Annotated in this window: 26 protein-coding genes and 2 tRNA genes; all 28 read left to right on the forward strand. The window is 65.5% G+C overall.

Annotated features, from left to right (window positions below; genetic code table 11):
* Window positions 1–109: 109 nt before the first annotated feature.
* The 28 genes from scpB (at window position 110) to RBB46_RS10240 (ending at window position 24,374) form a co-directional block, all read left to right on the forward strand.
* Window positions 110–745, forward strand: a complete 636-nt coding sequence (scpB, locus tag RBB46_RS10105; protein WP_306028935.1) for an SMC-Scp complex subunit ScpB — start codon at window positions 110–112, stop codon at window positions 743–745.
* Window positions 729–1,853: an ABC transporter ATP-binding protein gene (locus RBB46_RS10110; RefSeq protein WP_306028855.1), complete on the forward strand. Its 1,125-nt coding sequence runs from the start codon at window positions 729–731 to the stop codon at window positions 1,851–1,853. The genes scpB and RBB46_RS10110 overlap by 17 nt, the downstream gene beginning before the upstream one ends.
* Before the next feature lie 97 nt (window positions 1,854–1,950).
* Window positions 1,951–2,184 (forward strand): twin-arginine translocase TatA/TatE family subunit, encoded by a 234-nt coding sequence (locus RBB46_RS10115; RefSeq protein ID WP_306028856.1) that lies wholly within the window; start codon window positions 1,951–1,953, stop codon window positions 2,182–2,184.
* Window positions 2,185–2,312: 128 nt separating this feature from the next.
* Window positions 2,313–2,822 carry a Sec-independent protein translocase protein TatB gene (gene tatB, locus RBB46_RS10120; RefSeq protein ID WP_306028857.1) on the forward strand — a complete coding sequence of 170 codons (510 nt, stop codon included), beginning with the start codon at window positions 2,313–2,315 and terminating at the stop codon, window positions 2,820–2,822.
* Window positions 2,819–3,601: a twin-arginine translocase subunit TatC gene (tatC, locus tag RBB46_RS10125; RefSeq protein WP_306028858.1), complete on the forward strand. Its 783-nt coding sequence runs from the start codon at window positions 2,819–2,821 to the stop codon at window positions 3,599–3,601. The genes tatB and tatC overlap by 4 nt, the downstream gene beginning before the upstream one ends.
* Before the next feature lie 68 nt (window positions 3,602–3,669).
* A complete protein-coding gene (gene serS, locus RBB46_RS10130; protein ID WP_306028859.1) occupies window positions 3,670–4,950 on the forward strand; it encodes a serine--tRNA ligase in 1,281 nt (426 codons plus the stop codon).
* The gene (surE, locus tag RBB46_RS10135; RefSeq protein ID WP_306028860.1) at window positions 4,950–5,708 is read left to right on the forward strand and encodes a 5'/3'-nucleotidase SurE; all 759 of its coding nucleotides are present in this window, start codon (window positions 4,950–4,952) and stop codon (window positions 5,706–5,708) included. Before serS ends, surE begins: the two co-directional genes overlap by 1 nt.
* Before the next feature lie 29 nt (window positions 5,709–5,737).
* Window positions 5,738–6,436, forward strand: coding sequence for a protein-L-isoaspartate(D-aspartate) O-methyltransferase (locus RBB46_RS10140; protein ID WP_306028861.1), 699 nt, complete (start codon window positions 5,738–5,740; stop codon window positions 6,434–6,436).
* Between the two features lie 114 nt (window positions 6,437–6,550).
* Window positions 6,551–7,915 carry a murein hydrolase activator EnvC gene (locus RBB46_RS10145; RefSeq protein WP_306028862.1) on the forward strand — a complete coding sequence of 455 codons (1,365 nt, stop codon included), beginning with the start codon at window positions 6,551–6,553 and terminating at the stop codon, window positions 7,913–7,915.
* Between the two features lie 218 nt (window positions 7,916–8,133).
* Window positions 8,134–8,210 (forward strand) — tRNA-Asp (locus RBB46_RS10150).
* Between the two features lie 41 nt (window positions 8,211–8,251).
* Window positions 8,252–8,328: transfer RNA gene (locus RBB46_RS10155), tRNA-Asp, on the forward strand.
* A gap of 152 nt (window positions 8,329–8,480) precedes the next feature.
* The gene (gene blaOXA / locus RBB46_RS10160; protein WP_306028863.1) at window positions 8,481–9,299 is read left to right on the forward strand and encodes a class D beta-lactamase; all 819 of its coding nucleotides are present in this window, start codon (window positions 8,481–8,483) and stop codon (window positions 9,297–9,299) included.
* A 245-nt stretch (window positions 9,300–9,544) separates the two neighbouring features.
* Window positions 9,545–9,910 (forward strand): NADH-quinone oxidoreductase subunit A, encoded by a 366-nt coding sequence (locus tag RBB46_RS10165; protein ID WP_306028864.1) that lies wholly within the window; start codon window positions 9,545–9,547, stop codon window positions 9,908–9,910.
* On the forward strand, window positions 9,901–10,479 hold the full coding sequence (locus RBB46_RS10170; RefSeq protein WP_306028865.1) for an NADH-quinone oxidoreductase subunit B family protein: 579 nt from the start codon (window positions 9,901–9,903) through the stop codon (window positions 10,477–10,479). Before RBB46_RS10165 ends, RBB46_RS10170 begins: the two co-directional genes overlap by 10 nt.
* Window positions 10,480–10,540: 61 nt before the next feature.
* A complete protein-coding gene (locus RBB46_RS10175) occupies window positions 10,541–11,143 on the forward strand; it encodes an NADH-quinone oxidoreductase subunit C (RefSeq protein WP_306028936.1) in 603 nt (200 codons plus the stop codon).
* Window positions 11,144–11,154: 11 nt separating this feature from the next.
* Entirely contained in the window at window positions 11,155–11,589 is a 435-nt protein-coding gene (locus tag RBB46_RS10180; protein WP_306028866.1) for a GFA family protein, read from the forward strand.
* Window positions 11,582–12,766 (forward strand): NADH-quinone oxidoreductase subunit D, encoded by a 1,185-nt coding sequence (locus RBB46_RS10185; RefSeq protein ID WP_306028867.1) that lies wholly within the window; start codon window positions 11,582–11,584, stop codon window positions 12,764–12,766. The genes RBB46_RS10180 and RBB46_RS10185 overlap by 8 nt, the downstream gene beginning before the upstream one ends.
* Window positions 12,766–13,998, forward strand: coding sequence for an NADH-quinone oxidoreductase subunit E (locus RBB46_RS10190; RefSeq protein WP_306028868.1), 1,233 nt, complete (start codon window positions 12,766–12,768; stop codon window positions 13,996–13,998). Before RBB46_RS10185 ends, RBB46_RS10190 begins: the two co-directional genes overlap by 1 nt.
* A 15-nt stretch (window positions 13,999–14,013) precedes the next feature.
* Window positions 14,014–15,318 (forward strand): NADH-quinone oxidoreductase subunit NuoF, encoded by a 1,305-nt coding sequence (gene nuoF / locus RBB46_RS10195; protein WP_306028869.1) that lies wholly within the window; start codon window positions 14,014–14,016, stop codon window positions 15,316–15,318.
* Between the two features lie 7 nt (window positions 15,319–15,325).
* The gene (locus RBB46_RS10200; protein WP_336623154.1) at window positions 15,326–15,679 is read left to right on the forward strand and encodes a pentapeptide repeat-containing protein; all 354 of its coding nucleotides are present in this window, start codon (window positions 15,326–15,328) and stop codon (window positions 15,677–15,679) included.
* Window positions 15,676–17,775 (forward strand): NADH-quinone oxidoreductase subunit NuoG, encoded by a 2,100-nt coding sequence (gene nuoG / locus RBB46_RS10205; protein ID WP_306028870.1) that lies wholly within the window; start codon window positions 15,676–15,678, stop codon window positions 17,773–17,775. Before RBB46_RS10200 ends, nuoG begins: the two co-directional genes overlap by 4 nt.
* A gap of 12 nt (window positions 17,776–17,787) precedes the next feature.
* On the forward strand, window positions 17,788–18,846 hold the full coding sequence (gene nuoH / locus RBB46_RS10210) for an NADH-quinone oxidoreductase subunit NuoH (protein ID WP_306028871.1): 1,059 nt from the start codon (window positions 17,788–17,790) through the stop codon (window positions 18,844–18,846).
* Between the two features lie 24 nt (window positions 18,847–18,870).
* On the forward strand, window positions 18,871–19,107 hold the full coding sequence (locus RBB46_RS10215) for a hypothetical protein (protein WP_306028872.1): 237 nt from the start codon (window positions 18,871–18,873) through the stop codon (window positions 19,105–19,107).
* A gap of 161 nt (window positions 19,108–19,268) precedes the next feature.
* A complete protein-coding gene (nuoI, locus tag RBB46_RS10220; RefSeq protein WP_306028873.1) occupies window positions 19,269–19,757 on the forward strand; it encodes an NADH-quinone oxidoreductase subunit NuoI in 489 nt (162 codons plus the stop codon).
* Window positions 19,758–19,886: 129 nt separating this feature from the next.
* Window positions 19,887–20,501 (forward strand): NADH-quinone oxidoreductase subunit J, encoded by a 615-nt coding sequence (locus RBB46_RS10225; RefSeq protein ID WP_306028874.1) that lies wholly within the window; start codon window positions 19,887–19,889, stop codon window positions 20,499–20,501.
* A gap of 81 nt (window positions 20,502–20,582) precedes the next feature.
* Complete coding sequence (nuoK, locus tag RBB46_RS10230) at window positions 20,583–20,891, forward strand: NADH-quinone oxidoreductase subunit NuoK (RefSeq protein ID WP_029057158.1); 309 nt, start codon at window positions 20,583–20,585, stop codon at window positions 20,889–20,891.
* A 7-nt stretch (window positions 20,892–20,898) separates the two neighbouring features.
* Window positions 20,899–22,860, forward strand: coding sequence for an NADH-quinone oxidoreductase subunit L (gene nuoL / locus RBB46_RS10235; protein ID WP_306028875.1), 1,962 nt, complete (start codon window positions 20,899–20,901; stop codon window positions 22,858–22,860).
* Window positions 22,860–24,374: an NADH-quinone oxidoreductase subunit M gene (locus RBB46_RS10240; protein WP_306028876.1), complete on the forward strand. Its 1,515-nt coding sequence runs from the start codon at window positions 22,860–22,862 to the stop codon at window positions 24,372–24,374. The genes nuoL and RBB46_RS10240 overlap by 1 nt, the downstream gene beginning before the upstream one ends.
* Window positions 24,375–24,387: the final 13 nt, after the last annotated feature.

Raw genomic sequence — 24,387 nt, forward strand, 5'->3', positions numbered from 1 at the left:
GCAGGGCGACGACATGGATGAAGAGACCCTTCAAGGCGCACCGGAGACGGGCGGCGGCGAGGTACTGTCCGACAGCGAGAGGGCGCTGGCGCTTGCCAGCGGCGTGCGCATGGTCGAGGCGCTGCTTTTTGCCTCTCGCGACCTGCTCAGCGCCGAGGAACTGGCCATTCGCCTGCCGGGCGGCGCGGATATCCCCGCGCTGGTCGCCGAGCTTCGGCGGATCTACGCCACGCGCGGGGTCAATGTCGTGGAAATCGGCGGCAAATACGGGTTCCGCACCGCCGAGGACCTGTCCTACCTGCTCGCCCGCGAACAGGTCGAGGAACGCAAGTTGTCGCGCGCGGCGCTGGAGACGCTGGCGATCATCGCCTATCACCAGCCGGTGACACGGGCCGAGATCGAGGAAATTCGCGGCGTCTCGACGTCGAAGGGCACGGTCGACGTGTTGCTGGAAACGGGCTGGATACGCATGCGCGGCCGGCGACGGACGCCCGGGCGCCCCGTTACCTATGGCACCACAGACGCGTTCCTGGAGCATTTCATGCTGGCCTCCGTCGGCGACCTGCCGGGACTTGAGGAGTTGAAGGGAACGGGGCTGCTCGACAGCGCCGTGCCGGCCGGCTTCACGGTTCCGGTGCCGAACGATTCGGCGGAGCTGGGCGCGGAGGAAGACCCGATCGAGGACGACGAACTGTTCGACCTGGACGATACGAGCGGCGAGGCCGAACATGACGACCATGGCTGAGCCGGCCGCCACCGACGTGGCGCAGAAGCGCTGGGGCGTGCGCGGCACGGCGGGCGCGACCATCGCGGCGCGACTGGCTTTCGAGAGTGTCAGCCATGCCTATGCGGGGCTCGCGGCCGTGCGCTCGGTCGACCTGACGGTCGAGCCGGGCGAAGTTCTCTGCCTGCTCGGCCATTCGGGCTGTGGCAAGACGACCCTGCTCAGGATCGCCGCCGGCGTCGAGCGGCAAAGCGCGGGCCGGGTGTTGATCAACGAGCGCGAGGTCGCCGGCCCGAGCGTCTTCCAGCCGCCGGAAAAGCGCGGCGTCGGGCTGATGTTCCAGGACTACGCGCTGTTTCCGCATCTGACGATCGCCGACAATGTCGCCTTCGGCCTGACCCATCTGGGCAAGGCGGAGGCGCAGCGCACGGCGCTCAACGCGTTGACGCGGGTCGGCCTTTACGATCATGCACAGGACTATCCGCACGCGCTGTCAGGCGGCGAGCAGCAGCGGGTCGCGCTGGCCCGCGCCATCGCGCCGCGTCCCGGCGTGCTGCTCATGGACGAGCCGTTCTCCGGCCTCGACCGGCGGTTGCGCGACACGGTGCGCGACGAGACGCTGTCGGTGCTGCGCGAGACGCGCGCCACCTGCATGCTGGTGACCCACGATCCGGAGGAGGCGATGCGCATGGGCGACCGGATCGCCCTCATGCGCAAGGGCCGCCTGGTGCAGTTGGGCAGCGCCAACGACCTCTACAATCATCCGGTCGACATGTTCGTCGCCCGTTTCTTCTCCGAACTCAACGAGCTCGATGCCGTGGCAGGAGACGGCGAGGTCGAGACGATCTTCGGTCGGCATCCGGCGCCCGGCATCGCCGCCGGCACGGTGGTGGATGTGTGCGTCCGGCCGCAGGGCATCGTGCTGGGCGAACCGGGCGAGGGGCGCTCGGGGCGCGTCATGCGTCGCCGTTTCATCGGCGAGGTCGACCTTGTCGAGGTGGCTGTCGACGGGCTCGAACTGCCGCTGCAGGCGCGCATACGCGACGGGGGACGCTTTGCCGTGGGCATGGATGTCGGCGTGCGGATCGACGCGCGCGACGTGCTTGCCTTTGCACGTCCGGTCGATTGACCGGGATCGGCGGAAACGGTTGGTTGCGGTCGCGACCGCTTTGTTGCAATAGTGCCGCGCCGGAGCGCGTGCACCGGAAAGACCAGGGAGTTGGCGTATGGGTATCAGCATTTGGCAGATCCTGATCATCGCGGTGATCGTTGTTCTGCTGTTCGGTCGCGGCAAGATCTCCGAGCTGATGGGAGACGTCGCAAAGGGCATCAAGAGCTTCAAGAAGGGGCTCAACGAGGACGACGACGCCACGACGGCAGACGGTGCCAAGACCATCGACCACAAGGCGGACGAGACGGTCGTCACCAACAAGTCCGAAGACAAGTCCCAGGCGGGCTGAGCGCCATCACGCCCGGCCGGTCGGCGCACTCGGTCGCCGGCGGGCAAGGCCTGCCCGGCATCCGGTCTACTCAGGTGGTGCCCGGAGCCGCGGCGTTGTGACCTCGCGAGCGCGGAAAACGGACCCAGATGTTCGATATCGGCTGGACGGAACTGCTGGTTGTCGCCGTCGTCATGATCCTCGTCGTCGGCCCGAAGGACCTGCCGCGGATGCTGCGGACCTTCGGCCAGACGCTGGGGAAGGTGCGCCGCATGGCGAGCGACTTCCAGTCGACATTCAACGAGGCGCTGCGCGAGGCCGAGCAGCAGGCCGACATCGCGGACATGAAATCGCAGGTCGAGAAGGCCGCGAACTTCGATCCGCTCGGCGATCTCAAGAAATCCATCAATGTCGACAAGCCGAGCAAGCCCAAGGCGAAGGCCGCAGGGGCCCAGTCGGCAGGGGCCCAGTCGGCCGCGGCGGAGGCGCCCTCCGACAAGACGGATGTGGCGGCGGATGCCGGGAATGCTCCCGCTGCCGCCGGCCCGCAGGGCGCGGCGGACACGCAAGGTCCGGGAACATCTGCCGGTGCGCCCGCGGATGCATCGGGCGGCAACGACGAACAGGCGCCCAAGACGGCGGGTGACGGCAAGGCATGAGCCAGGATGATATCGACGCCTCCAAGGCGCCGCTGATCGAACACTTGATCGAACTGCGCAGCCGGCTGCTGAAGACGGTGGTGGCGGTGCTCATCGCCTTCATCGTCTGCTTCTACTTTTCGCAGACCATCTACAACATCCTGATCATCCCCTACGAGAACGCGGCGGGCCGCCAGGTGGAGATGATCTTCACCGCGCCGCAGGAGCTGTTCTTCACTCAACTGAAGCTCGCCTTCTTCGGCGCGCTTTTCATCGCCTTCCCGGTGATCGCCTCGCAGCTCTACATGTTCGTGGCGCCCGGCCTCTACAAGCACGAGCGCGGGGCCTTCCTGCCGTTCCTGGTGGCGACCCCGATCCTGTTCAGCATCGGCGCCTCGCTGGTCTTCTTCCTGATCATGCCGCTTGCCATGGGCTTCTTCCTGTCGATGGAGCAGGACGGCACGGACGGGCAGGCCAAGATCCAGCTGATGGCGCGGGTGAGCGAGTATCTCGGGCTGATCATGACGCTGATCTTCGCCTTCGGCCTGGTGTTCCAGCTGCCTGTCCTGCTGACGCTGCTCGGCCGGGTCGGCATGGTCACGGCGGAGGGCCTGCGGGCGAAGCGCAAATACGCGATCGTCATCGGCTTCGTGCTGGCCGCGGTGCTGACGCCGCCCGATCCGATCAGCCAGATCGGCCTTGCACTTCCCACCCTGCTTCTCTACGAAGTGTCGATCATTTGCGTCCGGCTGGTCGAGAAGAAGCGGGCCGAGCGGGAGGCTGCCGAGGCGGACGCCTGAGCAGCATTTCCGGGCCGGGTTCTCCTGCCGCCGCAACGGCGCGCGCGTACCTATCCCGGGGTTCTTTCATGTTCGACATCAAGTGGATCCGCGACAATGCCGCGGCTTTCGATCATGCCATGAAGCGGCGCGGTCTCGGCCCCCAGGCCGGGGCTCTGGTCGCCATCGACGACCGGCGCCGCGCGCTGATCGCCGAACTCCAGCAGGCTCAGGAGCGCCGCAACGCCGCCTCCAGGGAAATCGGCAAGGCGAAGGCGTCGGGCGACGATGCGGCCGCGCAGGCGGTCATCGACGAGGTGGCCAAGCTCAAGACCGCGATCCAGGACGGCGAGGAGCGCGAGCGCCAGATCACGGCCGAGCTCCAGGACGCCCTGTCGGTGCTGCCCAACATGCCGCATGACGATGTTCCCGACGGCGCCGACGAGAACGACAACGTGGAGCTGCGCGCCGTCGGCACGCCGCCCGTCCTCGATTTCGCACCGAAGGAGCATTTCGAGATTTCGGGCATCCAGGCCGGGCTTGCCTTCGAGCGCGCCGGGCGCATGTCCGGGTCGCGTTTCGTCATGCTGCAGGGCAAGCTTGCGCGTCTGGAGCGTGCGCTCGGCCAGTTCATGATGGACCTGCAGACCGGCGAGCACGGTTACATGGAAGTGTCGCCGCCGCTGCTGGTGCGCGACGAGGCGCTTTTCGGCACGTCGCAGCTGCCGAAGTTCGCCGAGGATCTCTTCAAGACGACCGACGGCCGCTGGCTGATCCCGACCGCCGAGGTGCCGCTGACCAACATGGTCGCCGGCGAGATCGTCGATGAGGCCGAGCTGCCCCTGCGCGTCACGGCGTTGACCCCGTGCTTCCGCTCGGAAGCCGGATCGGCCGGGCGCGACGTGCGCGGCATGCTGCGCCAGCACCAGTTCTGGAAATGCGAGCTGGTGTCGGTGACGCGGCCGGAGGACTCGCTTGAGGAACTGGAACGCATGACGGCTTGCGCCGAAGAGGTGCTGAAGCGCCTCGGCCTTGCCTACCGGGTGATGGCGCTTTCCGCCGGCGACATGGGGTTTGGCGCGCGCAAGACCTATGACATCGAGGTCTGGCTGCCGGGGCAGAACGCCTATCGGGAGATTTCGAGCTGTTCGGTCTGCGACGACTTCCAGGCCCGGCGGATGAATGCCCGCTATCGCCCGGCGGGCGAGAAGGGATTGAAGTTCGTTCACACACTCAACGGATCGGGCATCGCCGTCGGCCGCGCGCTGATCGCGGTGCTTGAGAACTATCAGAACGCGGACGGCAGCATCACGGTGCCCGACGCCTTGCGGCCCTATATGGGCGGGCTCGAGACCATCGAGGGACTTTGATGCGAATTCTGCTGACCAATGACGACGGCATTCATGCCGAGGGCTTTGCCGCGCTTGAAAAGATCGCGCGCGAACTCTCGGACGACGTGTGGATTGTGGCGCCGGAAAGCGACCAGAGCGGTGTCGCGCATTCCCTGACGCTGCACGACCCGCTTCGGGTGCGCAAGCTGGGCGACCAGCGCTACTCGGTGCGCGGCACGCCGACCGATTGCGTCATCATGGGCGTGCGCGAGATTCTTCCCGAGCGGCCCGACCTGATCCTGTCCGGCGTCAATCGCGGCCAGAATGCCGCCGACGACGTGACCTATTCGGGCACCATCGCCGGTGCGATGGAAGGCACGCTCACCGGCATCCGCTCGATCGCCTTGTCGCAGGCCGTCGCCTGGTCGGAAGGCGCGCGCGCCGACTATGCCTGCGCGGTCGCGCATGCGCCGGCGCTGATCAGCAAGCTGCTGGGCTTCACGTTTCCCGCCGACACGCTGCTCAATCTGAATTTCCCGGCCTGCGCGCCCGACGCAGTCGCCGGCATCGAGGTGACGCGCCAGGGCAAGCGCAAGGTCAGCGAACTCGCCGTCGATGCCCGTACGGACGGGCGCGGCGTTCCCTATTACTGGCTCGGCTTCCGCAATGCGGAGGAAAACCCGCCGCGCGATACCGACCTGTCGGCGCTCGCCAACCGCTACATCTCCGTCACGCCGCTGAAGCTCGACTTGACGTCCTTCGACGTTATCGGCGAACTGAAGGACCTTTTGGCCTGAGCCTGCAGCGCGGGCGCGGGGAGGGAACGTTGAGCGAGGACGGCGACGACATCGGCGAACGGATGAATGCGGGCGCGCGACAGGCGGAAGCCGACCGCGAGGCCAATGCCGCGCTGATCCTGAGCCTGCGCTCGCAAGGCATCCGCAGCCACAAGGTGCTCTCGGCCATCGAGCGGGTGCCCCGGCGGCTGTTCCTCTCGGCGGCGCTGCAGCGCCATGCCGCGATGGACAGCGCCCTGCCGATCGAGTGCGGCCAGACCATCTCCCAGCCAAGCCTCGTGGCGATGATGACGGAGGCGCTCGACGTCCAGTCCGCACATCGTGTTCTGGAGGTCGGAACGGGATCGGGCTATCAGGCCGCGATCCTGGGTCATCTGTCCGGCGAGGTGCATTCGCTGGAGCGCTACCGCACGCTTGTCGATCTTGCGCGCGAACGGCTGGCGACGTTGAAGATCGGCAGCGTCGAAGTGCATCATTGCGACGGGCTGGAAGGCCTTGCGGAGAAGGCGCCGTTCGACCGGATCGTGGTCACCGCGGCCGGCCCGGACATCCCCCGGCCGCTGGCCGATCAACTCGCCGACGGCGGCAAGCTGATCCTGCCGCTTGGCCCGAAGGGCACCGTCCAGCAACTTGTAATGGTGGAAAGACGGGGTGCGGTGCTGGAACGCCGGGTGCTTGCGGATGTGCGCTTCGTGCCGCTGGTCGAAGGCGTGGCGACCCGTCTCTAGCTTGTATCGTTTGCAGATGGTTTACGTAAAAACAGCGCGCTTTAAGTCTTTATAAACGTTACCGGCATTTAATCGGACATAACGAACTCAGGTGTCTTCAGTCCGAGTAGCGCCATGTCCATGCAGACTTTCCGTCCTTCATCCCGACTGCTTTCGCAGACCGCCATCGTGCTTGTGCTTGCCGCACTTGCCGGGGCGTGCAGCGGAGGTGTCGAGCGCTTCGAAGATCCCATCTTCACCGGAAACACCGCGAACCAGCGCGCCATGCTCGGCACGTCGCAGCCAAGCTTCGACGATGTCGCGGCAGGCCCGCGGAGCGATGTCCGTCCCCAGGTCAGCGCGAAGGTCGAAAGATCGACCCTGCCGCCGCCAACCTCGGCCAATTCTCGCATCGCCACGGGCTCGATCCCGGCACGCGCGCCGACCACCCCGACGCGTCCGGCAACATTCGCATCCGTGCCGACGCCCCGTGCAAGCACCGTGTCGACCACGCCGGTCACGAATGCGGGCGAGGCCCGCTCGATCATGTCGTCGAATGCCTCCACCGGGGCTGCTCAGCGCACCGTGCGCGGCTGGACGACGGCGGGCGCGACGCAGGTCAGCGCCAGGTCCGGCGATACCGTCGCCAGCATGTCGCGCCGCTACGGCATTCCCCAGCACGTGCTGGCCGAGATCAACGGCGTCGAGCCGAACGGTTCGTTCCCCGCCGGTCAGCGCGTCACCATTCCGACCTATGTCCATGGCGCCCCGAACATCGCGGCGGCGGCCCCCTCGCAGCCCGTGCGCCTGCCGTCGGCCGGCGGGACACCGAGCGTGACCGGATCGATCCCGGCCGGGGCGGCATTCGCCGCAAACGCGCCCAAGCCGCATGCAAAGCCCGGCGCGCCGGTGCGCGTCGCGTCGCTCTCCACGCCGACGCGCAGCGATGCCCCGTCTGTCGGGGCTCAGCCGAAGCGTAAGCCGGCAACCCTGTCCAGCCGTACGGGCGCCACTTCCTCGGCGAGCGAGCCCGTTCCCCCGCGCGTTGCGCGGGTCGAGGCGGCGCCCACGGCTCCGATCTCCGTCAACCGCGACACGGGGGCTGCCTCCAACGACGGCGAGCGCCGGTTCCGCTGGCCCGCCAAGGGGCGGATCATCTCCGACTTTGGCTCCAAGCCCGGCGGGGCGCGCAATGACGGCATCAACCTGGCTCTTCCGGAAGGCACCGAGATCAAGTCCGTCGAGGACGGCACGGTGATCTACTCGGGCAACGAGCTGAAGGGCTATGGCAGCCTCGTGCTGGTCCGCCACGACGATGGCTGGGTCTCGGCCTATGCCCACAACAGCGAGTTGCTGGTCAAGCGCGGCGACACCGTGCAGCGCGGCCAGACTGTCGCCAAGGCCGGTTCCACCGGCTCGGTGACGCAGCCGCAGCTGCACTTCGAACTGCGCCGCGGCAACAAGCCCGTCGATCCGATGCTGTATCTGGCGCGGCTCTGAAACGGGCCCGACCCCTTGCGGCAATGACGAATTTCGAAACGGGCGCCCGTTTCGCGTTGTGCCGGCCCCTGTCCCCTCGTTTTCCACAGACGGCAGGGCAGGGCGGGCATGGCGCTTTGCAGAAACGTCACAATGGGAGACCGCTTGCGCTTGACTTGAAGCGCGGCTCGCCGTACATCACCGCCACTCCCGGCGGCCTTGTGTCGCCAAGAGGCCAAGCGGGTGTAGCTCAGTTGGTTAGAGTGCCGGCCTGTCACGCCGGAGGTCGCGGGTTCGAGCCCCGTCACTCGCGCCACTTGCCTCTTACGGAGCCCTTCGCATATGCGAAGCGGGCGAGCGGGTGTAGCTCAGTTGGTTAGAGTGCCGGCCTGTCACGCCGGAGGTCGCGGGTTCGAGCCCCGTCACTCGCGCCACTCGCCCCATGTTTCCCCACGAGATCCTGAAAATCCCCCCCTCCGGGGTTCCTTCGGCGGCCCTGCGGCATCGCGGCCGGGATCACACTTTCGCAACATCCTTCCGGTTCCAATGGCGTTCATTGACGGTGTTTCTTGCGAAAGGACTGATCGTGATCATCAAACCGGTTCTGAGTGCCGCGACGACCCTGATCCTTCTGGCCGGCATCGGCGCGGCGCAGGCGGGCGTCGTCTGCACCCTTGTCATTGATTCGCAGGACGGTGCGTCGCTGCTGGAATCGGGGGACTGCGACAGCCGGGTGACGCCAGCCTCGACGTTCAAGGTGGCGCTTGCCGCCATCGGTTTCGAGGACGGCATCCTTGCCGGGCCGCACGCGCCGGTCTGGACCTACGCCAAGGGCGAGGTCGACTGGGGCGGGGAACCGTGGCGCGGGGATGTCGATCCCGCCTGGTGGATGAAATATTCGGTGGTCTGGTACTCGCAGCGCATGGCGCGGAAGCTGGGGGCGGCGAGGCTGGAAGACCGCGCCCGCTCGATCGGCTACGGCAATGCGGATTTTTCCGGCGACCCGGGCAAGGGCAACGGGCTGGAGCGCGCCTGGATCGCGTCCTCGCTGAAGATCTCGCCCCGCGAGCAGACGCGCTTTCTCCGCGGCCTCTTGAACCGCTCCCTGCCGCTGTCCGAGGCGGCGATGGCGCAGGCCGAGGGGATCGTGGAAAGCGTCGAGCCGGGCGCGGGGTGGCGCATGGCGGGCAAGACGGGCGGCGCCTATCCGCGCCGGGCCGATGGCAGCTTCGACCGCTCGCGCGGCCATGGCTGGTTCGTCGGCTGGGCGCAAAAGGGGACACGCCGGGTGGTCTTTGCAAGGCTTGCCCAGGACGAGAGCCGCGAGCGCGGCTCGCCGGGTATCCGCGCCCGCAAGGCGCTCCTTGCGCAGTGGCCCGAACTGGCGGCGCGCTTCGCGCGTTGAGGCATGCGGGCTTTGCCTTCAAATTGACGTCAACGTCATTTCGCGCTTGCGAAAATGCCGCTTCGATTACACCGTCGTCGGGCTTGCGTTGCGGTGGAGCGTGGGCTAAGCGTGCCCCTATGGGCACTGGCGGTCGCGCCTCTCCACGCGCACTGCCACAATCGCCGGGATTAGGCTCGGCCGCGTCCGCGCGGCCTGTAAGCGCACTTCGGTGCTGAGGGCCTGGCGCAAGGACACGTTTGAACATGGAAGAGCTCCTGAGAGACTATGTTCCGATCCTCGTCTTCATCGGGGTATCGCTCGTCATTGGTCTCGCGCTTCTGATTTCGCCGTTCATTCTCGCTTACCAGAACCCCGATTCGGAGAAGCTGTCGGCCTATGAGTGCGGCTTCAACGCATTCGACGACGCGCGGATGAAGTTCGACATCCGGTTCTACCTGGTGGCGCTGCTGTTCATCATCTTCGACCTGGAAGTGGCGTTCCTGTTTCCGTGGGCGGTCGCGTTCGGCGACCTCGGCTGGTACGGGTTCGGATCGATGATGACCTTTCTCGGCGTGCTGACCGTCGGCTTCATCTACGAATGGAAAAAGGGAGCACTGGAATGGGACTGACGTCGCGCGAGCCGCTCGTTGCCCAGGCTCCGAAGGGCATTCTCGATCCAGCCACCGGCAAGCCTGTCGGGGCCAGCGATCCGTTCTTCCTCGAGATCAACGACGAACTGGCCGACAAGGGCTTCGTCGTCACCGCAACCGACAACCTGATCCAGTGGGCGCGCACCGGCTCGCTCATGTGGATGACCTTCGGCCTGGCGTGCTGCGCGGTCGAGATGATGCAGATGTCGATGCCGCGCTACGACGTCGAGCGCTTCGGTTTCGCGCCGCGCGCCTCGCCGCGCCAGTCGGACGTGATGATCGTCGCCGGCACGCTGACCAACAAGATGGCGCCGGCGCTGCGCAAGGTCTACGACCAGATGCCCGAGCCGCGCTACGTCATCTCGATGGGCTCGTGCGCCAATGGCGGCGGCTACTACCACTATTCCTATTCGGTGGTGCGCGGCTGCGACCGGGTGGTTCCGGTCGACATCTATGTCCCCGGCTGTCCCCCGACCGCCGAGGCGCTGCTTTACGGCGTGCTTCTTCTGCAGAAGAAGATCCGCCGCACCGGTACGATCGAACGCTGAACCTGCGCCAACGCGGACCCCGGGCGGGTCCGAACTCCCCGGCGCGACAAGACGGGTCAGGATCATGGACGAGACGCTCGCCGAACTTGGCGAACACATTCAGGCGCATCTGGGCGATGCCCTCGACGGCTTCGCCGTCGCCCATGGCGAGCTGACGCTCGCCGCGCGGGCTTCGGATATCGTCCAGGTGGTGCGCTTCCTGCGCGACGATTCCAGTTGCCTGTTCGTCAACCTTGTCGATATCTGCGGTGTCGACTGGCCCAAGCGCGACCGGCGCTTCGAGGTTGTCTACCACTTCCTCTCGCCGGTGCAGAACCTGCGGGTGCGGGTCAAGGTGACGACCGACGAGGAGACGCCGGTTCCCTCGATCATCGACGTGTTCGCCGGCGCGGAATGGTTCGAGCGCGAAACCTACGACATGTACGGCGTGCTGTTTTCAGGCCATCCGGACCTGCGCCGCATCCTCACCGACTACGGCTTCGACGGCTATCCGCTGCGCAAGGATTTCCCGCTGACCGGTTATGTCGAGGTTCGCTACGACGACGAGAAGAAGCGGGTGGTCTACGAGCCGGTCCGGCTCAACCAGGAGTTCCGCGACTTCGACTTCATGTCTCCCTGGGAGGGCGTCGACTACGTGCTTCCGGGCGACGAGAAGGCAAGCTGAGGGATCACGGGATGGGCGACCGGCTGAACGGTGGATGTCTTTGCGGCGCGGTGCGTTTTTCGGCTGAGCCGAAGGACGGCAACATGGGCGTCTGCCACTGCTCCATGTGCCGCCGCTGGAGCGGCGGCGTCTACATGGCCGTGCAGTGCGCGGGCGATGTCGCCATCGAGGACGAGACGGCCGTTGGCGTCTACCGGTCGTCCGGCTATGGCGAGCGGGTGTTCTGCAAGACCTGCGGCACGTCGCTGATGTGGCGGATGCAGGACGGTTCGCACCACAGCGTTTCGGTCCAGGCGTTCGACGACCCGTCGGTCTTCGCGTTCAGTTCGGAAATCTTCATTGACGAGAAGCCCGACAACTACACGTTTGCCAATTCGACCCAGAAAATGACAGGCGCCGAGGTGTTCGCTCTCTTCGCGCCCAACCAGGATCCTCAAGATGGCTGAGGCCCAGGTCCGTAACTTCAACATCAATTTCGGTCCGCAGCACCCGGCCGCGCACGGCGTGCTGCGTCTCGTGCTGGAGCTGGACGGCGAGGTGGTGACGCGCGTCGACCCGCATATCGGCCTGCTGCATCGCGGCACCGAGAAGCTGATCGAGCACAAGACCTATCTTCAGGCGGTGCCCTATTTCGACCGGCTCGACTATGTCGCGCCGATGAACCAGGAGCACGCCTTCGCGCTGGCGGTGGAAAAGCTCGTCGGCGTCGAGGTGCCCAAGCGCGGCCAGCTCATCCGGGTGCTCTATTCGGAGATCGGCCGCATCCTGTCGCATCTGCTCAACGTGACGACGCAGGCCCTGGATGTCGGCGCGCTGACGCCGCCGCTGTGGGGCTTCGAGCCGCGCGAGGAGCTGATGGTGTTCTACGAGCGGGCCTCGGGATCGCGCATGCATGCCGCCTTCGTGCGGCCGGGCGGCGTGCACCAGGACCTGCCGCCGGACCTGCTCGACGACATCTGGGATTTTTGCGATCCGTTCCTGCAGACGCTCGATGACATCGAGGGCCTCCTGACCGACAACCGCATCTTCAAGCAGCGCAATGTCGACATTGCGGTGGTTTCGCTGGAAGACGCCTGGGCGCGCGGCTTCTCGGGCGTGATGGTACGCGGGTCGGGCGCGGCCTGGGACCTGCGCAAGTCGCAGCCCTACGAGTGCTATTCCGAGCTCGAGTTCGACATTCCGGTCGGCAAGAACGGCGACTGCTACGACCGCTACCTGATCCGCATGGAAGAGATGCGCCAGTCGGTGCGGCTGATGAAGCAGTGCCTGGAAAAGCTGACGGTCGAAAAAGGTCCGGTCTCGTCCATCGACGGCAAGGTCGTGCCGCCCAAGCGCGGCGAGATGAAGAAGTCGATGGAAGCGCTTATCCATCACTTCAAGCTGTACACCGAAGGTTACCGGGTGCCGGAAGGCGAGGTCTACGCGGCCGTCGAGGCGCCGAAGGGCGAGTTCGGCGTCTTCCTGGTCTCCGACGGCACCAACAAGCCCTATCGCTGCAAGATCAAGGCGCCGGGTTTCGCGCATCTGCAGGCGATGGATTTCCTGTGCCAGGGGCACATGCTGGCGGACGTGTCGGCGATCCTTGGTTCCCTCGATATCGTGTTCGGAGAGGTTGACCGGTAATGGCCGTTCGTCGCCTTCACCCTGAGCAGCCCGAGAGCTTCGCCTTCACGGCGGCCAATCTGGACTGGGCCAAGAAAGTCATCTCGCGCTATCCGGAGGGGCGTCAGGCCTCTGCCGTGATCCCGCTGCTGTGGCGGGCGCAGGAGCAGCACGAAGGCTGGTTGCCGGAACCGGCGATCCGCTATGTGGCGGAGATGCTGTCGATGCCGGACATCCGCGTGCTGGAGGTCGCGACCTTCTACACGATGTTCCAGCTCGCGCCGGTCGGCAAGAAGGCACATATCCAGGTCTGCGGAACGACACCGTGCCAGCTGCGCGGTTCGGAGGACCTGATCCGGGTCTGCAAGTCGAAGATCGCGGCCCATGCGCACGAATTGTCCGGCGACGGCGATTTCTCCTGGGAAGAGGTCGAGTGCCTCGGCGCCTGCGTCAACGCGCCGATGGTCCAGATCTTCAAGGACACCTACGAGGACCTGACGGCGGAAAGCCTCGAGGCGCTGATCGATGACATCGCGGCGGGTCGCGAGATCACGCCGGGCCCGCAGAACGGCCGCCGCTTCGGCGCGCCGGAAGGCGGCGCGACGACGCTGACCGGCCTTCCGGACAAGACGAAAGGTGCGGATCCCCTGCCGCATCTGGTCAACGGCGCGGAGGTTGCCTCGCACGCCTTTGCCGGCGCCTCGATCAACGGCGGCGGCAACGACTTCAACGGCGTTCCGGGTGCTTCTGCCGGAAAGACGTCCGCGAAGAAGGCTCCAACTGCAACGCCGGCGGCGAAAGCCAAGGCACCTGCCGCCAAGGCAGAAGCTCCTAAGGCAGAAGCTCCCAAGGCCGCAGCACCCAAGGCAGAAGCTCCCAAGGCCGCGGCTCCGAAGAAGCCGGACGTCAAGACCGTGCTCGCCGACCAGACGAGCCTCGACCTTGCGCCGGGTACCGAGAAGGAGCCCGAGCTGCTCAAGGGCGCGCGCGGCGGCAAGGCCGACGATCTCAAGCGGATCAAGGGTGTCGGCCCGAAGATCGAGGGCATCCTCAACGAACTTGGCGTCTATCATTTCGACCAGGTCGCGAACTGGACCGAGGAGAACAAGGCCTGGGTCGATACCCGGTTGAAGTTCAAGGGCCGGATCGACCGCGAGGACTGGATCGCGCAGGCCAAGGTGCTTGCCGCGGGCGATGAAACCGAATTCTCGAAGCGCGTCGGCGGTGGCGACGTTCCTTCGAGCAAGGCGTAAGGGAAGGGGGTCTAGATGCTCAAGGATCAGGACCGGATCTTCACCAATATCTACGGCCTGCACGATTGGGGCCTCGAGGGCGCGCGCCAGCGCGGCCATTGGGACGGCACCAAGGCGCTGCTCGACAACGGCCGCGACTGGATCGTCAACGAGATGAAGACCTCGGGCCTGCGCGGCCGTGGCGGCGCGGGCTTTCCGACCGGGCTGAAATGGTCGTTCATGCCCAAGGAGAGCGACGGCCGGCCGGCCTATCTGGTCGTCAATGCGGACGAGTCCGAGCCCGGCACCTGCAAGGACCGCGAGATCCTGCGTCACGATCCGCACACGCTGGTCGAGGGCTGCCTGATCGCCGGTTTCGCGATGGGGGCGATCGCCGCCTACATCTATGTGCGCGGCGAGTTCATTCGCGAACGCGAGCGCCTGCAGGCCGCCATCGATCAGGCCTATGACGCCGGCCTGATCGGCAAGAACAACAAGAACGGCTACGACTTCGACATCTACGTTCACCACGGTGCCGGCGCCTATATCTGCGGCGAGGAAACCGCGCTGCTCGAGAGCCTCGAGGGCAAGAAGGGCCAGCCGCGCCTGAAGCCGCCGTTCCCGGCCAATGTCGGCCTCTACGGTTGCCCGACGACGGTCAACAACGTGGAGTCCATCGCCGTTGCCCCGACCATCCTGCGCCGCACCGGTGCGTGGTTCGCGGGTCTGGGCAAGCCGAACAACACCGGCACCAAGCTCTTCTGCATCTCCGGGCACGTGAACAAGCCGTGCACGGTCGAGGAGGAGATGGGCATTCCCTTCCGCGAGCTGATCGACCGCCATTGCGGCGGCATTCGCGGCGGCTGGGACAACCTGCTCGCCGTGATCCCGGGCGGATCCTCGGTGCCTTGCGTGACGGCGGAAAACATCACCGACTGCTCGATGGATTTCGACAGCCTGCGGGGCCTGGGCTCGGGCCTCGGCACGGCGGCGGTGATCGTCATGGACCGCTCCACCGACATCATCAAGGCGATCGCGCGGCTCTCCTATTTCTACAAGCACGAGAGCTGCGGACAGTGCACGCCTTGCCGCGAAGGCACCGGCTGGATGTGGCGCGTGATGGAGCGCATGGTCGCCGGCAACGCGGCCAAGGAAGAGATCGACATGCTCTTCGACGTCACCAAGCAGGTGGAAGGCCACACGATCTGCGCGCTTGGCGATGCGGCGGCCTGGCCGATCCAGGGTTTGATCCGCAACTTCCGCCCCTTGATCGAGGAGCGCATCGACCAGTACACGGCCAAGAGCCGCAAGCCGGCGCACGCGCTGGCGGCGGCACAGTAGGCGGTGGATGATGCGAATCGACGGCGAGAAACACAGGCTGGACGTGGAAAAGAGCGATCTCTCGGGATCTCGCTTCCATGATGTCAACATGTCCGGCGGGGTGTTCGACGACGTCAATCTGTCGGGTGGGCGGTATACGAATGTGAACCTGTCGGGCTGCGAGTTTCGCGACCTGAACATGTCGGGCTGGACGGTGTCCGACGCCAATCTGGCCGGCCTGCGGATCGACGATGTCAATCTCGCCGGGGCAACCATTACCAACAGTCGATTGCAGGGCATGACAATCGACGGCATAGACGTTTCGGATCTCCTCGAACTGTGGTTCGAGACGCAGAAAAGCCGCGAGGGCAGCACAGCATGAACAAGACGATCTTTGTCGACGGCAAGGAGATCGAGGTTCCGCAGGACTACACGCTGCTGCAGGCTTGCGAGGCGGCGGGTGCCGAGGTGCCTCGGTTCTGTTTCCATGACCGGCTGTCGATCGCCGGCAACTGCCGCATGTGCCTTGTCGAGGTGAAGGGCGGACCGCCGAAGCCGGTGGCCTCCTGCGCGATGAACGTGCGCGACCTGCGCCCGGGCCCGAATGGCGAGGCGCCGGAGGTGTTCACCAAGACGCCGATGGTGAAGAAGGCCCGCGAGGGCGTGATGGAGTTCCTGCTGATCAACCATCCGCTCGACTGCCCGATCTGCGACCAGGGCGGCGAGTGCGACCTGCAGGACCAGGCGATGGCCTATGGCGTCGACGCTTCGCGCTATGCCGAGAACAAGCGCGCCGTCGAGGACAAGTATATCGGCCCGCTGGTCAAGACGATCATGACCCGTTGCATCCACTGCACGCGCTGCGTCCGTTTCACCACGGAAGTGTGCGGCGTCGCCGACCTCGGCCTGATCGGGCGCGGCGAGGATGCGGAGATCACCTCCTATCTCGAGAACGCGCTGTCCTCGGAGATGCAGGGCAATGTCGTCGACCTGTGCCCGGTCGGTGCGCTGACGCACAAGCCCTATGCCTTCCAGGCGCGGCCCTGGGAACTGAAGAAGACCGAATCCATCGACGTGATGGATGCGGTCGGTTCGGCGATCCGCGTCGACACGCGCGGCCGCGAGGTCATGCGTGTGCTTCCGCGTCTCAACGAGGCGGTCAACGAGGAGTGGATCTCGGACAAGACCCGCTACATCTGGGACGGGCTCAAGACGCAGCGGCTTGACCGGCCCTACGTCAAGACCGGCGGCCGGCTCGCCGCTGCCAGCTGGGGCGAAGCGTTTACCGCCATCGCCGACAAGATTGCCGCCTCGAAGCCGGAGCGGATCGCGGCGATTGCCGGCGACCTTGCCAGCGTCGAGGAGATGTTTGCGCTGAAGTCGCTGATGGACGGGCTCGGTTCTGCCAATCTCGACTGCAGGCAGGACGGGGCGGCGCTCGATCCCGCGCTCGGCCGGTCCTCCTATCTCTTCAATGCCACCATCGAGGGCATCGAGGACGCGGATGCCGTCCTCATCATCGGCTCCAATCCGCGCATTGAGGCACCGGTGCTGAACGCGCGCATCCGCAAGCGCATGCGCATGGGCGAGCTGCCGGTCGGCGTCATCGGCCAGCCGGCCGACCTGACCTATCCCACCACGTATCTCGGCGCGGGTCCCGACACGCTGTCCGAACTGGCGGCCGGCAAGCATGCCTTCGCCAAGATCCTGAAGAAGGCGGAGCGTCCGCTTGTCATCCTCGGCCAGGGCGCGCTGTCGCGCGCCGACGGCGCGGCGGTCCTGTCGGCCGCGGCGGAACTGGCGCAATCGGTCGGTGCGATCAGCGCGGACTGGAACGGCTTTTGCGTGCTGCACACGGCTGCGGCCCGGGTTGGCGGCCTCGACATCGGCTTCGTGCCGGGCGAGGGCGGCAAGGGCGTCGCCGAGATCCAGCAGGCGGCCTCCGCCGGCGAGATCGACGTGGTCTTCCTACTTGGCGCCGACGAGGTCGACATGGGCGCCTTCGGCGATGCCTTCGTCGTTTATCTGGGTACCCATGGCGATCGCGGCGCCCACCGGGCCGACGTGATCCTGGCGGGTGCGGCCTATACCGAGAAGTCCGGCACCTGGGTCAACACGGAAGGCCGTGTCCAGCTTGGCGAGCGCGCCGGCTTCCCGCCGGGCGAGGCCCGCGAGGACTGGGCGATCCTGCGGGCGCTGTCCGCGCGGCTGGGCAAGGCGCTTGCCTTCGATTCCCTCGACGAACTGCGCGCGGCACTTTACGCGGCGCATCCGCACATGGCGGCGATCGACGCGATCGCCGGCGATGACGGCGCGGGCGTTGCCAATGCGGCCGCACGCGGCGGCAAGACCGGCGGCGAGGCGTTCCAGCCGGCAATCGCCGATTTCTATCTGACCAATCCGATCGCGCGGGCCTCCGCGACGATGGCCGAGTGTTCGGCCCTCGCCAAGGCACGCGCGGCAGAGGCCGCGGAGTAAACGGGGGCAATGATGGCGGACTTCTGGGCGGATTACCTCTTCCCCTTGATCATCATGCTGGCACAGAGCGTCCTGATGCTCGTCGTGCTGCTGGTGATCGTGGCCTATATCCTTTACGCCGACCGCAAGATATGGGCGGCGGTGCAGATCCGGCGTGGCCCGAACGTCGTCGGTCCCTGGGGATTGCTGCAATCCTTCGCCGACCTGCTGAAGTTCGTGCTGAAGGAGCCGGTGATCCCGGCCGGCGCCAACAAGGGCCTGTTCCTGCTGGCGCCGCTCGTCACCGTGACGCTGTCGCTGGCGGCCTGGTCGGTGGTGCCGGTGGCCGAGGGCTGGGTGATCGCCGACATCAATGTCGGCATCCTGTTCATCTTCGCGATTTCCTCGCTCGGCGTTTACGGCATCATCATCGGCGGCTGGGCCTCGAACTCGAAATACCCGTTCCTGTCGGCGCTGCGCTCGGCGGCGCAGATGGTGTCCTACGAGGTGTCCATCGGCTTCGTCATCGTCACCGTGCTCCTGTGCGCGGGCTCGCTGAACCTGTCGGACATCGTGCGGGCGCAGGAAACGGGCCTTGCGACGGCGCTTGGCGTGCCGTGGCTTGCCTTCCTGAACTGGTACTGGCTGCCGCTGTTCCCGATGTTCGTGATCTTCTTCATCTCGGCGCTGGCGGAAACCAACCGGCCGCCTTTCGACCTGGCCGAGGCCGAGTCCGAGCTCGTCGCGGGCTTCATGGTCGAATACGGCTCCACGCCCTACATGATGTTCATGCTGGGCGAGTATGTTGCCATCGCCTTGATGTGCTCGCTGACGACCATCCTGTTCATGGGCGGATGGCTGCCGCCGTTCGACTTTGCGCCCTTCACCTGGGTGCCGGGCATCATCTGGTTCCTGCTGAAGTCGCTTTTCGTGTTCTTCATGTTCGCGATGGTCAAGGCGATGGTCCCGCGCTACCGCTACGACCAGCTGATGCGGCTCGGCTGGAAGGTGTTCCTGCCGCTGTCGCTGGCGATGGTGTTCATCGTCGCTGCGGTGCTGATGGCCATGGGCTGGGCCCCGACCGGGACCTGATGCCAGGCCGGGGAGGGCGCTGACATGTCGATCTCGATTGCCGGTCTGATCGGCGCGGCCATCGGCCTCTATGTGGGGTGGATCGACTACAAGATCGTCGTCGGCGTGCTGAAGGGCGCGGCGGAACGGCAGCGGCAGAGAACCGGGCGCGAGAGCCTGCTTGGCCGCTACATGGGGGCGATCAGGATTGTGGTCCTGGGCTTTGCCCTGGTCGGCTTTCCCGCCGTCGGCTATTTGGCCGGCAGCGCGCTTGCCGGATAGGGCGGCCAGGCAAGGTGGCTGGACGGGCTGCCCGGAACATTTCGACGGTTCCAGCAAGGGACCGCAAACCAGACTGAAGGACCGCCGGGTCCGGTGCTGCACGCGACAGGCGGCGGCGCGGGGGCGGTCCGAAGGGAAACGAGAGAACGAGGCTGAACGCCATGGCACTGCAACAGGCTGCCAAATCGCTCTTGCTGAAGGAGTTCGTATCCGCCTTCTTCCTGGCGATGCGCTACTTCTTCAAGCCGAAGCCGACGATCAACTACCCCTTCGAGAAGGGGCCGGTGAGCCCGCGCTTCCGCGGCGAGCACGCGCTGCGCCGTTATCCCAACGGCGAGGAACGCTGCATCGCCTGCAAGCTGTGCGAGGCGATCTGCCCGGCACAGGCCATCACCATCGAGGCCGGGCCGCGCCGGAACGACGGCACGCGCCGCACGACCCGCTACGACATCGACATGGTGAAATGCATCTATTGCGGTTTCTGCCAGGAGGCCTGCCCGGTCGATGCCATCGTCGAGGGGCCGAATTTCGAGTTCGCCACCGAGACCCGCGAGGAACTCTATTACGACAAGGAGAAGCTCCTTGCGAACGGAGACCGCTGGGAACGGGAAATCGCCAGCAACATCGCCATCGACGCGCCCTATCGCTGAGCGCGCGGGGAGTGGACGCCGCGCGGCGGCTGGTCTAAGACGAGGCCGTTCCGCACCGGGACACGCCCAACCAACTTGAAGCCGCCACGGGCCGCTTCGCACCAATCGGGGACGGGGGCACATCGCGAAATGGTCCTGCAAGCCATCTTCTTCTATCTCTTCGCCGCGACCGCCGTGGCGTCGGCCTTCATGGTCATCGCCTCGCGCAATCCCGTGCACTCGGTGCTGTTCCTGATTCTCGCCTTCTTCAACGCGGCAGGCCTGTTCATCCTGCTCGGCGCGGAGTTCCTGGCGATGCTGCTGGTCGTCGTCTATGTCGGCGCGGTGATGGTGCTGTTCCTGTTCGTGGTGATGATGCTCGATGTCGACTTCGTCGAGATGCGACAGGGCTTCCTGCAATACCTGCCGGTCGGCGCGCTTGTCGGCATCGTCCTCCTTGTCGAACTGCTGCTGGTGCTCGGCGTCTGGGTGATATCGCCGGAGATTGCCGGACACACGGCGGCGCCCGCGCCGCTGCCGTCGGACATGTCCAACATTCGCGCGCTCGGCGAGCTGATCTACACCCGCTACATCCTCTATTTCCAGACGGCCGGGCTTGTGCTGCTGGTGGCGATGATCGGCGCCATCGTGCTGACCCTGCGCCACAAGGAAGGGGTCAAGCGCCAGGATATTTCCGCACAGGTCGGGCGTACGCGCGAAGCGTCGATCGAGGTGCGCAAGGTCGAAACCGGCAAGGGGATCTGAGGATCTCCGCCTAATCTTTCCGGCAGCGCCGTCACCCTGGCGCCCGGGTCCGTCTTAATCGGGGAGCATCACGAGGCGCCCATGGAAATCGGTCTGTCCCACTATCTGGCGGTTGCAGCGATCCTGTTCACGATCGGGATCTTCGGGATCTTCCTGAACAGAAAGAACGTGATCGTCATCCTGATGTCGGTCGAGCTGCTGCTGCTCTCGGTCAATCTCAACCTGGTCGCCTTTTCCTCGTTCCTGGGCGACCTGGTCGGACAGGTCTTCGCGCTCTTGGTGCTGACCGTGGCGGCCGCCGAGGCGGCCATCGGCCTTGCGATCCTCGTCGTCTTCTATCGCAACCGCGGCTCGATCGCGGTCGAAGACGTCAACATGATGAAGGGGTGAGGGCAGGATGTACCAGCTAATCGTCTTTCTGCCCCTTGTCGGCTTCCTGATCGCGGGTCTCTTCGGCCGGTTCATCGGCGCCAAGGCCAGCGAGTATGTCACTTCCGGCCTGCTGATCGTCGCGGCCCTCTTGTCCTGGGTTGCGTTCTTCTCGGTCGGCTACGGCGAGACGCCGGTGGTGCGCGAGACCGTGATGCGCTGGATGTCGTCCGGCGCGTTCAATGTCGACTGGATGATCCGCGTCGACACGCTGACGGCGGTCATGCTGGTGGTGGTCAACACCGTGTCGGCGCTCGTGCATGTCTATTCGATCGGCTACATGCATCACGACCCGCACCGGCCGCGCTTCTTTGCCTACCTGTCGCTGTTCACCTTCGCCATGCTGATGCTGGTGACCTCGGACAACCTGCTGCAGATGTTCTTCGGCTGGGAAGGCGTTGGTCTCGCCTCCTACCTGCTCATCGGTTTCTGGTTCAAGAAGCCCTCGGCGAACGCCGCCGCGATGAAGGCCTTCGTCGTCAACCGCGTCGGCGATTTCGGCTTCATCCTGGGCATCTTCGGCATCTTCTACCTGTTCAATTCCACCGACTACGACACGATCTTCGCCAATGCGCAGTCCTTTGCCTCGGCCGAGCCGGCCACGGTGATGAATTTCCTGGGCTACCAGCTCGACCAGCATGCCGCGCTCACCGTCGTGTGCCTGCTGCTGTTCATGGGCGCCATGGGCAAGTCGGCGCAGTTCCTGCTGCACACCTGGCTGCCGGACGCGATGGAGGGCCCGACGCCGGTTTCCGCGCTGATCCATGCCGCGACCATGGTCACGGCGGGCGTCTTCATGGTGGCGCGCCTCTCGCCGATCTTCGAGCTGTCGCACACCGCGCTCACCGTGGTGACGCTGTTCGGTGCGACGACGGCCTTCTTCGCCGCCACGGTCGGGCTGGTGCAGAACGACATCAAGCGCGTGATCGCCTATTCGACCTGCTCGCAGCTCGGCTACATGTTCGTCGCGCTTGGCGTGGGCGGCTACTCGATCGCGATCTTCCACCTGTTCACGCATGCCTTCTTCAAGGCACTGCTGTTCCTCGGCGCCGGCTCGGTGATCCATGCCGTGTCGAACGAGCAGGACATGCGCAAGATGGGCGGGCTGCGCAAGCACATCCCGATCACCTACTGGATGATGGTGATCGGCACGCTGGCGCTGACGGGCTTCCCGCTGACGGCCGGCTTCTTCTCCAAGGACGGCATCATCGAGGCGGCCTATGTCGGCCACAACACCTTTGCCATGTACGGCTTCTGGATGACGGTGGTCGCCGCCGCGCTGACCTCGTTCTATTCCTGGCGCCTGGCGTTCATGACCTTCCACGGCAAGCCGAGGGCCTCGGTCGACGTGATGAAGCACGTGCATGAGAGCCCGCTGGTGATGACCGTGCCGCTGATGATCCTGGCGGTTGGTGCGCTCTTTGCCGGTCTCGTCTTCTCCGGCGTGTTCATGGGTCACGGCTACGACGCCTTCTGGAAGGGGGCGCTGTTCACCTCCGAGGAGAACCACATCCTGCACGACATCCACGAGGTGCCGCTGTGGGTGAAGGCCTCGCCGTTCGTGATGATGCTCGGCGGTTTCGCCGTCGCATGGCTGTTCTACATCAAGTCGCCCGACATTCCGCGCCGGCTCGCCGAGCGGCATGACGGCCTGTACCGCTTCCTGCTCAACAAGTGGTATTTCGACGAGCTCTATGACGTGATCTTCGTGCGCCCCGCCATGTGGATCGGCCGCCAGCTCTGGAAGAAGGGCGACGGGATGATGATCGACGGGCTCGGTCCCGACGGCGTCGCGGCGCGGGTGCAGAATGTCAGCACCTGGGCCGTGCGGCTGCAGACCGGCTATCTCTACCACTACGCATTCGCCATGCTGATCGGTGTCGCGGCGCTGATCACCTGGTCCATGTTCTCCGTCGGGGGCGCTCACTGATGAGCAACTGGCCGCTTCTTTCCATCACCACCTTCCTTCCGCTGGTCGGTGTCTTCTTCATCCTGCTCGTTCGCGGCGAGGACGACGGGGCCAAGGAGAACATGCGTCGGGTGGCCCTGATCACCACGGTGTTCACCTTCGTCATCTCGCTGTTTATCTGGGGCGGGTTCGATCCGAACAACCCGGGCTTCCAGTTCCAGGAAAGCGAAGAGTGGCTCGGCGGCAGCATCGGCTACCGGATGGGCGTCGACGGCATCTCGATGCTGTTCGTCATCCTCACGACCTTCCTGATGCCGTTCTGCATCCTGGCGAGCTGGAAGAGCGTCCAGGTCCGGGTGAAGGAGTACATGATCGCCTTCCTCGTGCTGGAGACGCTGATGATCGGCGTGTTCTGCGCGCTCGATCTGGTGATGTTCTATGTCTTCTTCGAGGCCGGCCTGATCCCGATGTTCCTGATCATCGGCGTGTGGGGCGGCAAGCGCCGCGTCTATGCGAGCTACAAGTTCTTCCTCTACACGCTGCTCGGCTCGGTGCTGATGCTGATCGCGCTAATGGCGATGTACTGGGATGCCGGCACCTCCGACATCCCGACGCTGATGGCGCACGGCTTCCCGGCCGGCATGCAGACCTGGCTGTGGCTTGCCTTCTTCGCCAGCTTTGCCGTCAAGATGCCGATGTGGCCGGTACACACCTGGTTGCCGGATGCCCACGTGGAGGCGCCGACCGCCGGCTCGGTCATCCTGGCGGCGATCCTTCTGAAGATGGGCGGCTACGGCTTCCTGCGGTTCTCGCTGCCGATGTTCCCGCTGGCGAGCGAGATGTTCGCGCCCTTCGTCTTCACGCTCTCGGTGATCGCCATCGTCTACACCTCGCTGGTGGCGCTCGCCCAGGAGGACATCAAGAAGCTGATCGCCTATTCCTCCGTCGCCCATATGGGCTACGTGACCATGGGCATTTTCACCATGACCGAGCAGGGCGTCCAGGGCGCGCTGTTCCAGATGCTCTCGCACGGCATCGTCTCGGGCGCGCTGTTCCTGTGCGTCGGCGTGATCTACGACCGGATCCACACGCGTGACATCGCCGCCTATGGCGGGCTTGTGAATCGCATGCCGTTCTACGCGGTCGCCTTCCTGATTTTCACCATGGCGAATGTCGGCCTGCCGGGCACGAGCGGGTTCGTGGGCGAGTTCCTGACGCTGATGGGGGCTTTCCAGGTCAACACCTGGGTGGCGCTGATCGCAACGTCCGGCGTCATCCTGTCGGCGGCCTATGCGCTCTTCCTCTACAAGCGGGTCGTGTTCGGAGCGCTCGACAAGGAGAGCCTGAAGTCGATCATGGATCTCAGCCTGCGCGAGCGCGTCATCATCGTGCCGCTGATCGTGCTGACGATCCTGTTCGGCTTCTATCCGGCGCCGATCCTCGACGCCACGGCTGCGTCGGTCGGAGCGCTTGTCACCAATTACCAGGCCGCGATCGAGGCGGCGCCGTCGACAGCCTTGCTGGCGACGCATTAAGGTCCGAGGACGA

The organism is Stappia sp. MMSF_3263 (assembly GCF_030733745.1).
GTDB lineage: Bacteria > Pseudomonadota > Alphaproteobacteria > Rhizobiales > Stappiaceae > Stappia.

Coding starts and splice junctions, on each gene's coding strand:
- scpB (WP_306028935.1), top strand. CDS start 110: ATGGTCGAGGCGCTGCTTTTTGCCTCTCGCGACCTGCTCAGCGCCGAG.
- RBB46_RS10110 (WP_306028855.1), top strand. CDS start 729: ATGACGACCATGGCTGAGCCGGCCGCCACCGACGTGGCGCAGAAGCGC.
- RBB46_RS10115 (WP_306028856.1), top strand. CDS start 1,951: ATGGGTATCAGCATTTGGCAGATCCTGATCATCGCGGTGATCGTTGTT.
- tatB (WP_306028857.1), top strand. CDS start 2,313: ATGTTCGATATCGGCTGGACGGAACTGCTGGTTGTCGCCGTCGTCATG.
- tatC (WP_306028858.1), top strand. CDS start 2,819: ATGAGCCAGGATGATATCGACGCCTCCAAGGCGCCGCTGATCGAACAC.
- serS (WP_306028859.1), top strand. CDS start 3,670: ATGTTCGACATCAAGTGGATCCGCGACAATGCCGCGGCTTTCGATCAT.
- surE (WP_306028860.1), top strand. CDS start 4,950: ATGCGAATTCTGCTGACCAATGACGACGGCATTCATGCCGAGGGCTTT.
- RBB46_RS10145 (WP_306028862.1), top strand. CDS start 6,551: ATGTCCATGCAGACTTTCCGTCCTTCATCCCGACTGCTTTCGCAGACC.
- RBB46_RS10165 (WP_306028864.1), top strand. CDS start 9,545: ATGGAAGAGCTCCTGAGAGACTATGTTCCGATCCTCGTCTTCATCGGG.
- RBB46_RS10170 (WP_306028865.1), top strand. CDS start 9,901: ATGGGACTGACGTCGCGCGAGCCGCTCGTTGCCCAGGCTCCGAAGGGC.
- RBB46_RS10180 (WP_306028866.1), top strand. CDS start 11,155: ATGGGCGACCGGCTGAACGGTGGATGTCTTTGCGGCGCGGTGCGTTTT.
- RBB46_RS10185 (WP_306028867.1), top strand. CDS start 11,582: ATGGCTGAGGCCCAGGTCCGTAACTTCAACATCAATTTCGGTCCGCAG.
- RBB46_RS10190 (WP_306028868.1), top strand. CDS start 12,766: ATGGCCGTTCGTCGCCTTCACCCTGAGCAGCCCGAGAGCTTCGCCTTC.
- nuoF (WP_306028869.1), top strand. CDS start 14,014: ATGCTCAAGGATCAGGACCGGATCTTCACCAATATCTACGGCCTGCAC.
- RBB46_RS10200 (WP_336623154.1), top strand. CDS start 15,326: ATGATGCGAATCGACGGCGAGAAACACAGGCTGGACGTGGAAAAGAGC.
- nuoG (WP_306028870.1), top strand. CDS start 15,676: ATGAACAAGACGATCTTTGTCGACGGCAAGGAGATCGAGGTTCCGCAG.
- nuoH (WP_306028871.1), top strand. CDS start 17,788: ATGGCGGACTTCTGGGCGGATTACCTCTTCCCCTTGATCATCATGCTG.
- RBB46_RS10215 (WP_306028872.1), top strand. CDS start 18,871: ATGTCGATCTCGATTGCCGGTCTGATCGGCGCGGCCATCGGCCTCTAT.
- nuoI (WP_306028873.1), top strand. CDS start 19,269: ATGGCACTGCAACAGGCTGCCAAATCGCTCTTGCTGAAGGAGTTCGTA.
- RBB46_RS10225 (WP_306028874.1), top strand. CDS start 19,887: ATGGTCCTGCAAGCCATCTTCTTCTATCTCTTCGCCGCGACCGCCGTG.
- nuoK (WP_029057158.1), top strand. CDS start 20,583: ATGGAAATCGGTCTGTCCCACTATCTGGCGGTTGCAGCGATCCTGTTC.
- nuoL (WP_306028875.1), top strand. CDS start 20,899: ATGTACCAGCTAATCGTCTTTCTGCCCCTTGTCGGCTTCCTGATCGCG.
- RBB46_RS10240 (WP_306028876.1), top strand. CDS start 22,860: ATGAGCAACTGGCCGCTTCTTTCCATCACCACCTTCCTTCCGCTGGTC.